General features: G+C 39.4%; 13 protein-coding genes and 1 riboswitch. Of the genes, 6 read left to right on the plus strand and 7 right to left on the minus strand.

Going from position 1 to position 13,033, the window contains the following annotated elements:
• Positions 1-3: 3 nt before the first annotated feature.
• The 7 genes from AB6T38_RS14435 to moaA all read right to left on the minus strand — a co-directional run bounded on the left by AB6T38_RS14435 (position 4) and on the right by moaA (position 5,948).
• The gene (locus AB6T38_RS14435; protein WP_372547970.1) at positions 4-2,259 is read right to left on the minus strand and encodes a TonB-dependent receptor; all 2,256 of its coding nucleotides are present in this window, start codon (positions 2,257-2,259) and stop codon (positions 4-6) included.
• A 269-nt stretch (positions 2,260-2,528) separates the two neighbouring features.
• A complete protein-coding gene (gene moaE, locus AB6T38_RS14440) occupies positions 2,529-3,002 on the minus strand; it encodes a molybdopterin synthase catalytic subunit MoaE (RefSeq protein WP_372547971.1) in 474 nt (157 codons plus the stop codon).
• Between the two features lie 2 nt (positions 3,003-3,004).
• On the minus strand, positions 3,005-3,247 hold the full coding sequence (gene moaD, locus AB6T38_RS14445) for a molybdopterin converting factor subunit 1 (protein ID WP_372547972.1): 243 nt from the start codon (positions 3,245-3,247) through the stop codon (positions 3,005-3,007).
• Between the two features lie 9 nt (positions 3,248-3,256).
• Positions 3,257-3,751: a cyclic pyranopterin monophosphate synthase MoaC gene (gene moaC, locus AB6T38_RS14450; protein ID WP_372548023.1), complete on the minus strand. Its 495-nt coding sequence runs from the start codon at positions 3,749-3,751 to the stop codon at positions 3,257-3,259.
• Positions 3,752-3,813: 62 nt separating this feature from the next.
• On the minus strand, positions 3,814-4,353 hold the full coding sequence (gene moaB, locus AB6T38_RS14455) for a molybdenum cofactor biosynthesis protein B (protein WP_372547973.1): 540 nt from the start codon (positions 4,351-4,353) through the stop codon (positions 3,814-3,816).
• A 30-nt stretch (positions 4,354-4,383) separates the two neighbouring features.
• Positions 4,384-4,977, minus strand: coding sequence for a molybdenum cofactor guanylyltransferase (locus tag AB6T38_RS14460; RefSeq protein ID WP_372547974.1), 594 nt, complete (start codon positions 4,975-4,977; stop codon positions 4,384-4,386).
• Positions 4,978-4,979: 2 nt separating this feature from the next.
• Complete coding sequence (moaA, locus tag AB6T38_RS14465; protein ID WP_372547975.1) at positions 4,980-5,948, minus strand: GTP 3',8-cyclase MoaA; 969 nt, start codon at positions 5,946-5,948, stop codon at positions 4,980-4,982.
• Positions 5,939-6,167, minus strand: a riboswitch (molybdenum cofactor riboswitch). (Overlaps the previous gene by 10 nt.)
• Positions 6,168-6,435: 268 nt before the next feature.
• Between moaA and AB6T38_RS14470 the strand changes: the two genes are divergently transcribed.
• The 6 genes from AB6T38_RS14470 (at position 6,436) to AB6T38_RS14495 (ending at position 12,899) form a co-directional block, all read left to right on the plus strand.
• On the plus strand, positions 6,436-7,350 hold the full coding sequence (locus tag AB6T38_RS14470) for a kinase (RefSeq protein ID WP_372547976.1): 915 nt from the start codon (positions 6,436-6,438) through the stop codon (positions 7,348-7,350).
• Positions 7,347-8,189 carry an HAD-IIB family hydrolase gene (locus AB6T38_RS14475; RefSeq protein WP_372547977.1) on the plus strand — a complete coding sequence of 281 codons (843 nt, stop codon included), beginning with the start codon at positions 7,347-7,349 and terminating at the stop codon, positions 8,187-8,189. Before AB6T38_RS14470 ends, AB6T38_RS14475 begins: the two co-directional genes overlap by 4 nt.
• On the plus strand, positions 8,182-9,405 hold the full coding sequence (locus tag AB6T38_RS14480) for a glycosyl transferase (RefSeq protein WP_372547978.1): 1,224 nt from the start codon (positions 8,182-8,184) through the stop codon (positions 9,403-9,405). Before AB6T38_RS14475 ends, AB6T38_RS14480 begins: the two co-directional genes overlap by 8 nt.
• A gap of 18 nt (positions 9,406-9,423) precedes the next feature.
• Complete coding sequence (locus tag AB6T38_RS14485) at positions 9,424-11,184, plus strand: sugar phosphorylase (RefSeq protein WP_372547979.1); 1,761 nt, start codon at positions 9,424-9,426, stop codon at positions 11,182-11,184.
• A 356-nt stretch (positions 11,185-11,540) separates the two neighbouring features.
• Positions 11,541-11,750, plus strand: a complete 210-nt coding sequence (locus tag AB6T38_RS14490) for a hypothetical protein (RefSeq protein ID WP_372547980.1) — start codon at positions 11,541-11,543, stop codon at positions 11,748-11,750.
• A gap of 291 nt (positions 11,751-12,041) precedes the next feature.
• The gene (locus AB6T38_RS14495; protein WP_372547981.1) at positions 12,042-12,899 is read left to right on the plus strand and encodes a TraB/GumN family protein; all 858 of its coding nucleotides are present in this window, start codon (positions 12,042-12,044) and stop codon (positions 12,897-12,899) included.
• Positions 12,900-13,033: the final 134 nt, after the last annotated feature.

A 13,033-nucleotide genomic window follows, 5' to 3' on the forward strand; every position in this document is an offset into this window, starting at 1 on the left:
TCCTCAGAAGCTATAAACCACTTCTACACCATAAGTGCGAGGCTCTTGATAATTTGTAGTAACAGTGCCAAAAAAGTCTTTGCGATTATCGATAGGATCACGCACATCAGCTAGGTTACGTCCCCAAAGGTAGGCTTCCCAACCATTATTAGTACCGAGTAAACCGATACGCGCGTTAACTAGAGTGATGCTATCTACATGACCAAAATCGACCACAGTGCCATCCGCCAGTGTCGCAGTTTCGACATTATCAACTGTAGTAAAGAAGCCACTACTGTGAGTCACATCTAAACGTAAGGTTAAGTCAGCATTAATTGCACTGATTTCAGTAATATATTGCGCACCTAATGAGAAGTTACTGTCTGGTGCATTAATAAGGTCTTTTCCTTCGGCATTGCCACCACCTGTTAAGCCTCCTGGGAAGCTATCAAACTCGGTATCTAACAACCCCATGCTCGCTTGTATTTCTAAGTTACTAATAGGTCTATAGGTCATTTCAAGTTCAAAACCTTTACTCGTCGCCTTGGCTGCATTACGAATTGAAATCGATGAAGCTCCATTACCTAAGTCAATGAATTGATTAACCTGATAGTTTTTAAACTCAGAATTAAATGCTGCGAAATTTAAAATTAAGCTATTACGATAAAAATTACCTTTCAAGCCCAACTCTGCGCTGCCCACAGTTTCTTTATCGAATTGAATTCCTGCGGCTAAGTCAGCATTGGTGATGAAATCGAGGTTATAACCACCACTTTTGAAACCAGTCGAATATTTAGCGTAACCATTTAATGATTTATTAAATGAATGATTAAAACTCAATGCATAAGAAATATAGTTATCACTGCGCGAATCGATAAGCTGACCATCGGTGCTGCCAATGCCAAAAATTCCTGAAGCAGAACCATCTAATAACCAGTCTAGATCTTTTTCTTCAGTGGTGTAGCGCAGCCCTAATGCCAAAGAACTGTCCTCTGATAGGTCGTAACCACCGTTAAAATAAGCCGCGTAGCTATCCGTTGTAACAAAACCGGTGTTAGTTACAACTGAACCTGGCACATTTCCTAACAAGAATGACTGAGCGCCATTGATTGCATCACGACGTGTTTCGGCATCCTGACGATATAAATACAGGCCAGCTACGTAATCGAACGCTGACTCATCCTGAGGAGATATAATTTGGAACTCTTGAGACCATTGCTCGTATTGGTCTGAATATTCTATGACCAGAAAATCAACCACTGAATAATCTGAGTCATTGCGGTAAAAAATGTCTGTATCTCGATATGCAGTAATAGATTTTATGTCATAACCACTGTCCATTTGATAAGACAAATCCATTGAGCCACCGACTATATCGCGTTTTTCATAGGTATCAATGGTAGTGGCTACTTCGTATTTTTCAGGCGCGGCTGCATCCAGTGTATTACTGAATGTATCTGATATCGCTTCGCCTAAAAAGGATAAACGTTCCGTATTGAGGCCATCAATACTGAAATTTAATTCTAATTTATCAGATAATTGTGAACGGAACTGTCCCCGATAGGCTAACGCATCACGCTCGTTCAAATCGTTGCCAGTGGTTAGGTTTTTTATATAACCATCTCTGTCTAACTTAGTGACTGAGAATTTTGCGGCACTGGTGTCTGAAATTGGCAGATTAATCTGGCCTTGAATTTCCCTTGCCCCCAAATTTCCAATAGACGCACTAAACTTTCCTTCTAGCTCGTCAGATGGTTTTTTCGAAATAAGGTTAATAGCACCGGCTACGGTATTTTTGCCAAACAACGTACCTTGTGGACCACGTAAGACTTCTACTCGCTCTAAATCCAAAAGTTCTTGGTTTAGCGCCGGTGACTGACCAAGGTAAACCCCATCTAGGTAAACCCCTACTCGGGTATCAAAGCCAATATTACGACTGTTGGCCCCCACCCCTCGAATGGTAATCGCAGAAGTAAAATCAGTGGTTCGGGTAATCGATAAATTAGGGATAAAATCGGCTAACTCGGTTAATTGTGTAATACCAGTTTGATCAATACTGGCCGCACTGAAAGACGAAATGGCAATGGGGACTTCAGATAATTGTTGAGTTCTTTTTTGAGCTGTTACCACAACGACTTCATATTCTTCTTCGTTATCGCTATCAGTTGCAGGTGTTTGCTGTGCAATACTCGTGGATGAGAGAGCTAATGCAACACTGGCAACCACGGCTTTACGATAAATAGAAAACTTGCTGGGTAACTCTGTAGCTAGACTATTCATTAAAGATTCCTTTTTGTTTATTTTGAATAACAAATCACTCTGTAGAACAAACAATGCTGCTCAGTTATCCCATGTTGATAGTATTTTCGCCACTTGGCAAGCTAAGTTGTTAATGAAATTAGATAATTTGTTAATTCGGCTTGGAATATTTAGCGTGAAAACCGCTCTATTAGCAGCCAAATTTATAGATAAAGGGGGGACTGGAGAGGTTTAGCTTTGGTTAAATTAATGCCCACTGAGAACCCGAATAAAGTGAGCCTAGTGTCAGCTCACTTCGTCCATTTTTGCGCAGCGAGTTCATCTGATTGTCTTTTTTCAATCCAATGCTCACAACCTTCCCTTACTTCTTTTTTCCAAAATGGCGCTTGGTTTTTCAAAAAATCCATTAAAAATTGGCAGGCTTCAAAAGCCTCGCTACGATGTTGTGAACTTACCCCAACAAACACAATTTGTTGATTAATATCTAACATCCCTACTCGGTGAATAATAGTTATCGCCCCTAGTGACCACTTTTGTGAGGCTTGTTTAGCCAAGTCATCAAGCACCTTTTCTGTCATGCCAGGGTAATGTTCAAGAAATAATCCACTGACACTTTCGCCTAAATTCGTGTCTCGAACCAGTCCTGTGAAGGTAACAATTGCGCCATATTGGGTATCGAAATTTTTGAGGCGTTGGTACTCTTCCCCGTGCTCAAAATCAGACTGTTGAACCAAAATCGTGATTAACGGAGTTGATTTAATCATTATCAACCACCTGTGACCGGAGGAAAAAACGCAATTTCGTCGTTAGCCTCAATTGCCGTATCAAAGTCACAAATCGTTTGATTCACAGCTACCAACACGTGTTTAGATGACAAATATTGTTGCCAAATTTCGCCCTTAGCGGCTAGCAATTCCCGCAAAGCATGAACGGTATTAGGGCGTTCCTCTAAGCAAAGCTCTGCGACACCGAGTTGTTCCCTAAGTTGACCAAAAAACAATATTTTCATGAAAGATGTTTAACCTTTTTGATTATCCGAACGATGCCAATCCCCAGTCTTGCCGCCACTTTTTTCCTCGACTTTTATATCGCCAATGAGCATATGAGGATCCACTGCCTTACACATATCAAACAGGGTAAGTGCAGCCACAGAAACTGCAGTCAACGCTTCCATCTCTACTCCTGTTTGCCCTGCTAACTTGCAGGTTGCGCGAATATTAACCCGACTTAAAGATGAATCAACCGTAAAATCCACTTGGACTTTAGATAACATCAATGGGTGACAAAGAGGGATCAAGTCTGCACACTTTTTTGCGCTCTGAATACCGGCAATACGAGCAACAGCGAAAACATCTCCTTTAGCATGTTGCCCATTGGCAATCATATTTAAGGTATCCGTTTGCATCTGTACAAAGCCCGACGCAGTTGCGATTCTCTGGGTAACGGCTTTGTCGGTAACATCCACCATATTCGCTTGACCGTTTTGATCAACATGACTTAAGTGTTTTTGTATTGTTTGATGTCTGTCTGATTTATTTGTCGTTTGATGACTGTCTGGTTTATTTGATTGCACAATTATCCCCTGCTTTCACATTGGTCAACATCAAGGTTTTTTAAATGCACAACAAAATTACAGGGCTTATGACGACTGTCTAGTTGCTCTAATAAAATGTCTTGCCAGCCAGTTTTGCACGCCCCCGTTGAACCAGGCAAACAAAATATAGCGGTGCCATTGGCCATGCCACCCAGCGCTCGAGATTGCACCGTAGAGGTACCAATTTGCTGATAGGAAATTTGACGGAATAGTTCACCAAACCCCTCAATATGTTTATCAAATAACACTTCTAAAGACTCTGGAGTCATATCCCTGGGAGTAAAACCTGTTCCCCCAGTGGTAAGAACTACGTGGATATTTTTAGCTAAAATCCAATTTGAAACGATACTGCGAAGTTGGTATTTATCATCTTTACAAATTCGCTTTTCCACTACCTGATGGCCAGCAGATGTTGCCGCTTCAACTAAATAGCGTCCCGATGTATCGGTTTCTTCATCCCGTGTATCTGATACAGTTAACACTGCGATATTAAGTGATTTAAATTGCTTGATTGCAGGCATTGGCCCTCCATAAAACTGAACTAAACACCCCTAACATTGACTCATTTGTTCCACTTTTTGCATTTGCTCTGGGGTATTTACATTGTAAAAAGCATCTTTGGCTATTTGCCCTTCATTATAATTAATTTCCACTGCGCTGAGTTTTTTAAGTAATGAAAAAATCGATCTATCATCAGACTCAATTTGTTGTTTTAGTGTTGCCGTAAACAGGGGATCCAACTGAATAAAAAACGGCATGGGATGGGAGCGGAAATAACACGCACATTGAAACTCTGTACCCTGTAAAGCGAGTTGCTTTAAATTAGCAGCAGGAAACAACGGCATATCAATAGGCACAACTAAAACACCATCAACATCATTTAGCCTAGATTGGGGAAGACTTAATAGCGCGTCTAAAGCAGCCAAAGGTCCTTTATCAAACAACCTGTCTGCCATAGCACCTTCTAGGCTATTAGAGCTAACTACATAATTATTGATGCCAATGGACTCAAAACGTTTGATTGCAAGTTGCAAAAAAGACTCACCAGACAAACTTAAAGTGGATTTATCTACTCCCATTCGACTAGAACGCCCGCCCGCTAAAATTAACCCTAAGGTGTTTTTAATTGAACTGTCAGCGCTCATGGTTAACCACCTAACATCGCCAAATGTTTAGTGGCACCGGTAAAACCTTGATCTAGCCAATGAGTAGCGTCTTTATCCCCTAACAATTGCTGTAATTGTTGTTGCAACTCTAGGGTGTCTGTTTGTTGTAAATAAGGTCGAATATCTAAGCCTTTATCAGCAAATAAACACAGGTGTAATTTACCGGTGGCGCTGATCCTTAGGCGATTGCAACTGGCGCAAAAATCTTTACTGTAAGGCATGATAAGGCCAATTTTACCTTGATAATCTGGATGCCAAAATTCTTGTGCAGGGCCTGCGGTATTATTTTGAATAACAGGACTCCAACCATTTTCAAGTAAATACTGTTTAATTGGCTCACCGGACAAATGGTTTAGCTTAAAGAAGTCTTTATTATCGCCTGTTTCCATCAGTTCGATCAGTCGAAAGGTAATCGGCGTATGTTTTAACCAGGATAAAAAGGCTCCGAGTTCATTACCATTATATTGACGCATTAAAACGCCATTGACTTTAACTTTCAATCCACGGTCTAAGCCACGTTTAATACCTGACAAGATGGTTTCCAGTTTATCGTGACCGGTAATACTTTCAAACATACGGGGATCAAGGCTATCAATACTGACATTCAATGAATTGAGACCAGCATCTACCCAAGCGTCTACTTGCTGTTCTAAACGATAGCCGTTGGTGGTAATAGCTACCTGTTCAATGCCAGTGGTTGAGGCCGCAATTTGAATAATCTGTGGCAGATCTTTACGTAACGAGGGCTCTCCCCCTGTTATCCTAATTTTTTTGGTTCCTAAGTCAGCAAAACCCGCACAAATTTGACGGATTTCAGACAAGCCTAAAAAATTACGATCGGAGTCGCATTGATAACCATCAGGTAGGCAATAGTCGCAACTAAAGTTACATACATCTGTGACGGACAGCCGCAAGTAATGGAAGCGGCGCCCAAATTTATCTTTTAACACGTTAAACACCTTTCCAAAGTCATGAACAACCAAATTGTTGTACATGTAGCGGGAGGCAAACTAGTTTCCCAATTTACCCTGGCAACCCAAAATAGTTGCGGCCTAAATTACTTATATTGTTTATTAAAGTTTTCATCGAGTAGGTTTAAACTCACCTTTAAAAAACCTTAATCTCTATCTGCAATACTTAGTAACAGAGGCTCGGAGTTTCATTTTAAGTATCATTTACTAATTAGTAATATCACTTAGGATATTAAGTTGTTACTCAATTTGAGTATAGCATTGATGATAACGTCATTTAACCTCACTATGGAGGCGCAACGCAAATGGTTTATGTTTGTTAATCACGAACGACATTGCTTGCTATCAAAACGATTATTTGCTTTATTTGATAATTAAAGTTAGCACTATATTGGCACGTTTGTTGTAAGTTCTATTTGATGATTATAAATATTCCAGTTAATTATTTACTCTATAAAGGCCAATTTTGAAGGTAACTCCAGAATCTAAAAGGCTACTTGAAGCCTTTATCGAAAAACACCAACTCGATACGAACTTTAGTGATGTTGCGCTAACATGGTTCATCCCTTTAGCAGAAAAATTAAAGTTGCACCATGACAGTGCAGAAAGACCAATCTTCATCGGTATAAATGGATGCCAAGGTTCCGGAAAGTCGACTCTCACCGAGCTTTTACTCACCTACTTGACTGAGGTAAAACAATTAAAAGTTATAAACCTTTCATTAGATGACTTTTATTTTTCAAAAGCCTACCGCCATGAATTAGCCGATAGCATACACCCGCTATTAGCAACTCGGGGCGTACCAGGTACCCATGATACAAAACTATTGAATCAGGTATTACTCAATTTAAAACAGCAACAAACAGGCTTTGCGATTCCAAGGTTTAATAAGGCAACGGATGATCCCTTCCCTAAAGAAGAATGGCCAGTTATCGAACAGCCAGTAGATATTATTTTAATGGAAGGATGGTGCTGGGGTGTTACTGCTCAAACTAATGAGCAACTCTCCACACCAATAAATACATTGGAGTCTGAAGAAGACAGTGACGGTACTTGGCGTACTTACGTCAATCAACAATTGCAAACAGAATATCAAAATTTATATCAATTAATGGATTTTTGGATAATGCTTAAAGCACCTTCTTTTGAGTGTGTTTTCGACTGGCGACTTCAACAAGAGCAAAAACTTATTCAAAAATTGGCAACTGCTTCTGACTCAGAAGCTAAAAGTGGGATTATGTCAGTAAACGAAATCAAACGATTTATTCAGCATTATCAAAGATTAACAGAGCAGAGTTTAGCGACACTTAAAGACTCTTGTGATGTGGTATTTGATTTAGATAAACACCGAAAAATTATTAACGTAAAGGGGGTAAAATGAGCGACCAGTTTGTCATTTTTACCGATATGGATGGCACCTTACTGGATCATCACTCTTACAGTCACGAAGCCGCTCAAAGGATGCTTTCTTTCTTGAAAAAAAATAGCATTCCAGTTATTCCAAATACCAGCAAAACCTACGATGAAATGCAGGAGTTAACTGACCAACTGGGCATTGAAGGCCCCTTTATTGTCGAAAATGGTGCAGCTATTCATATTCCTCATGGTTTCTTCAAGAAAAAACCCGCAAATACTCAATGGGTGGGTAAAAACTGGGTTCGGAATTTCACCTCTAAAAAAAGCTATTGGTTAAGCCTTTTAAACAAAATTGAAAACGACTTTGCAGGTCAATTTACCCACTTTTCTAAAATGACCCTAGCAGAAATTTGTGAGGCCACAGGGTTGGAACCAGAACAAGCTAAACGTGCTGCAAATAGATTGTATGGTGAACCGGTATTATGGCTGGGGAACGAAGAACAAAAGAAAAAGTTTATCAACTGTGTGCAACAACTCGGCGCAAAAACCCTCATAGGTGGACGCTTTATCCATATATCTGGAGAAACTGATAAAGGTGCCGCACTTAATTGGTTTGTAGGCGAGTTGCAAAGACAATATCCAGATATCAATTGGGTTTCCATTGCATTAGGTGATGGCCAAAATGATGCGGCCATGCTTGATGCCGCCGATATAGCAGTACGCATAAAATCTCCGGTTAACGACTATCCTCAACTACAACGCACAGAAAATGTGTTTGATAGCCAACTCGAAGGACCTGAGGGTTGGACTGAATGTCTTCAACAAATATTAAATTTAACGTTAAAGGAGCCAGAAAATGGCTGATTTTTACCAAAACGGAATAACCACAACTTTACACCAACTATCTAAACGCCCCATTGATGAAATGGAATCTGAACTGTTAGCCTTTTCCAAAAAGCGTCCATTAGGCCTGCTTTTACCAAGCTTGTTTTCCGAGCTTGAGGGCGAAGCGATGCCAGAAATTATCAATAACATATGCAAAGTGCCCTATTTAAGCGAAATTGTTATTGGTTTAGATAGAGCGTCAAAAGAGCAATATCAACACGCCATTAAGTTTTTTGACAAACTGCCACAGCATCATCGTATTTTGTGGAATGATGGTCCGCGTTTAAAGGCTATCGACAAAGAGTTAGCTGATTTAGGTCTTGCTCCAAAAGAAATGGGCAAAGGCCGTAACGTGTGGTATTGCATGGGGTATATTCTAGCTACAGGCCGTGCAGAATCTATTGCATTGCACGATTGTGACATCTTAACCTACGATCGCAGTCTTCTGGCAAAATTGATTTATCCGGTTGCTCACCCTCAGTTTAATTACGAGTTTTGTAAAGGCTATTACGCCCGTGTGGCAGATGGAAAAATCAATGGTCGAGTATCCCGATTATTAGTAACTCCATTATTGCGCGCATTAAAACGCACCGTAGGTAACAACGAATACTTAGAGTTTATGGATAGTTTTAGATATCCATTAGCGGGCGAGTTTTCATTCAGACGTGATGTGTTAAATGATATTCGCATTCCCAGTGATTGGGGATTAGAAATCGGTGTGTTATCAGAGATGCACCGTAACTACTCTCACAACCGTTTGTGCCAAGTAGACATTGCAGAAACCTATGATCATAAACACCAAGATCTTTCTCTTCATAATGATCAAGGTGGATTGTCTAAAATGTCTATCGACATTACTAAAGCACTGTTTCGTAAACTTGCTACACAAGGTTTTACCTTCACCAATGAATCATTCCGCACATTAAAAGCCACCTATTTCCGAATCGCATTGGATTTTGTGGAAACCTATCACAATGATGCGGTTATGAATGGACTGGAGTTGGACATTCATAGAGAAGAAAAAGCAGTAGAAATGTTTGCTGAAAATATTATGAAAGCAGGTCAAAGTTTCTTGGAAAACCCAATGGAAACACCCTTTATACCTAGCTGGAACCGAGTCATAAGTGCTGTACCAGATATACTAGAACGCATCAAAGATGCCGTTGAATTGGATTACGAAGAGTTTCGATATTAAAAGTAAGGGGAAACATCAATGTCTGAAGCTTATACGTGGCTGTGTGAAAAAATACAACATCACTTAGACGTAATTTATCAAGGGGTTGATATTCCTCAAAATAGCGAGGAACTGGCAAAATCGCTTATCACCACAATGCGATTAGATGAGGTAGGTGATAGACAAATGCCTGTACCTCATCAAAATCATTGGAGCGAAGAAGACATTATATTGATTACTTATGGGGATAGCATAGAGTCAGAGATGCAAACCCCATTGGTAACCTTGCATCAGTTTTTAAACAATCATGTGAAAGACACCATTAATTCGGTGCACATACTGCCGTTCTTTCCATATAGTTCAGATGATGGATTTGCGGTAATTGATTATTCAAGCGTAAATGAATCATTGGGAAATTGGCTAGACGTTAAGTCAATTTCAACTAACTACCGATTAATGTCGGATTTGGTTATTAACCATTGTTCTTCGCGCAGTGCATGGTTCGATAACTTTATTAAAGGTGAAGGACCTGGTAGTGATTTTTTCTTTACCGTTGATGATGACTATGACACATCCAACGTCGTAAGGCCCCGCACATCTGAACTATTGCGGGAAACCAAAACTGAAAATGGCATTAAAAAAGTTTGGTGTACATTTAGTCACGACCAAGTGGATTTTGACTTTCAAAATCCCAAGGTTTTGGGTGCATTTGTTGAGATTATTCGACAATATTTGGATCACGGCGTGCGGATTTTCAGATTAGATGCCGTTGCTTTTCTCTGGAAAAAATCAGGCACCACCTGTATTAACCTAGAAAAGACCCATGAAGTTATTCGCTTACTACGTACATTGATTGAATACGCACAAAACGATTGCATTATCATTACTGAAACCAACATTCCAAACCGTGAAAACCTAACTTATTTTGGTAATGCTAACGAAGCCCATGCGGTATATAACTTTTCATTGCCACCGTTATTGGTGAACACCTTAGTGACCGGCGACTGTACTTATTTAAAGAACTGGCTAATGAGTATGCCGCCAGCACAAAACGGGACCACCTATTTTAACTTCATTGCTTCCCATGACGGCATTGGTCTGCGTCCAGCAGAGGGTTTGTTGGATGAAAAAGAGATTAATACTCTTGTTAATACCATGCAAAGTTTTGGCGGCATGGTGTCTTGGCGTACCCTCCCCGGTGGTAAACAAAAACCCTACGAAATAAATATCGCGTTATTTGATGCCTTAAAAGGCACAACTAAAGGGCCGGATAATTTAGGCATGGAAAGATTTATCTGTGCCCATGAAATTATGTTTGCTTTAGAAGGCATACCAGGCTTGTACATACATAGTATACTGGCGACCGGAAATGATTATGAACGGGTAACCAATACCAGTCAGAATCGCTCCATTAATCGTAAACGCTGGGATATGTCAGAACTAGAAAACCAACTGAATGATAAAGATAGTCAGCATGCCATTGCACTTAAGCGAATCAATCACCTGTTGTCTATACGCATTCACCAAAAAGCTTTCCATCCTAACGCAACACAATTTACCTTGCAGTTGGGGGCAAAACTATTTGGTTTCTGGCGCCAAAGTATTGATAGACGACAAAGTATATTCTGTATCAGTAACATCACAGATGCAGATCAAACGGTTGTTATGTCAGATATCAACTTAATTGGCACAGACTGTTGGTGGGACTTAATTACTGGCAATGAAATCATTTTAGATCACTCTGATTTCGTATTAACCCCCTATCAAACGGTTTGGATCAGTAATACTCGTAGTATGTAAAATTATTGAAAGATAGGTGGTGGTTGTTTTGTTAACCGTGCTGTAAATGAGCGCCGTTACTTTTTGGCTCCACCTTATCTTTATGATTTACCTGATAAATTAATTACCCCAAAAATAAATGTGGCTTAACACACACACTTTAACATAGCATTTACACAATTCTTTAACAGCATTCAATTAACCGCGCACAAAAACCTCATAAACAACTGTTTTAAATACATAAATTAAATTTGGCACGGTAAGTGTAATACCCCACTTATGCAACAAATAATATTGTTGTTTTGTTAATAGGCGATGCAGTTAACGCCTGTAATTAATCTAAAACGCTAAATTATCAATTAAGTGGAGATTTAAAAATGAAAAAAACAATTCTTATCAGCGCATTCGTTTTAGCAAGTAGTGCCGTTTATGCTCAAGAAGACAAAATTTCGATTTTAGATGCAAACGCCGATGGACGCATAAGTGTAGAAGAAGCAGCAAGTGATCCTGCATTGTCTGCAGTTTTTGCAAAATTAGATATCAATAAAGACGGTTATCTGACCCCTAGCGAATTAGCAGATAACTAAAAGTTACAACGCCTATCGCCCACTATGGCAGCATTACTATTAATTAGTGTGTTGCCATTTTCAGTAAAACCTTGAGTGAAAATAATTTACCTAAAGTATCCTATTTAGACATATTTTTAATTTTTAAAATATGTTATCAATATAATCCATAACACTTGTTTACCTAATCCAGTTGCTTTATTGAGCATTAAGGTCAATAAAACAACTGTATTTGCTTTGTAGTGGTTAATCTTAAAGTACCCTCTTCGACCTAAACCAAATAATTTAGTCATTCATCAAGGAATTTACGGCATGTACAAAATATTATTAGTAGCAATTTTGATGATTTTTCAAACTTGTTATGCGCTGGCGTCCCCACTTTGGAAAGTCAGCAAAGGCAATGATCACGTTATCATCGGTGGCACTATTCATGTGTTAAGTGAAAAGGATTATCCCCTTCCTGAAAAGTTTGAAAAAGCCTATGAGGCCTCCAACACCCTAGTATTTGAATCAGATATTAGCAAAATGAACAGTCCTGAATTTCAGCAACAATCATTGCAATATATCTTACTTCAAGATGGCAAAACCATTAAAGATTTCTTATCTGAAAAAACCTACAAAGCCCTAGAAGTTCATTTGCAAGAACGAAACCTTTCCGTACAACAATTTTCAAACTTAAAACCCAGCTTTTTATCTGTAACCTTGTCCATGATTGAGTTGCAAATGATGGGCGTAAGCAGCGCCGGTGTCGATGCCTATTATTCAGCTAAAGGAATTGGCGACCAAAAACAGATTGATTGGTTTGAGCAACCAGAAGAGCAAATGGCGATGCTAGCAGACATGGGTAAAGGTGAAGAAGACGCTATGATCGCCTATGGATTAAAAGATGTGGCCAATATTAAAGAAATGATGCCCAAACTGATAGAAGCCTGGCGTGCTGGGGATTTGCAAAAATTAGCTGAATTAGGGATTGATGAAATGGCCCGTGATTATCCTGATATATATGATCAATTACTGGTTCAACGCAATAAAAACTGGCTCCCTAAGATTGAACAGTTTTTTGGTAATCAACAAAAAGAGTTAATTTTAGTTGGCGCATTGCATTTAGCCGGTGATCAAAGTGTGCTTAAACTGCTGCAAGCTAAAGGATACAGCGTCGAGAAATATTAATTTAGTCTATTAGGTAGTTATCAAGCTCTTTGTTGCTAACTACCTTTTTAACAAGGCAATTATAACTCATCTTTTATCTATTTTGATTTGGTAACCCACAAAAATCACGCTATATTATTGCCCTCTTTTAGTTC

It is taken from the genome of Aliiglaciecola sp. SL4 (assembly GCF_041538045.1).
Lineage (GTDB): Bacteria > Pseudomonadota > Gammaproteobacteria > Enterobacterales > Alteromonadaceae > Aliiglaciecola.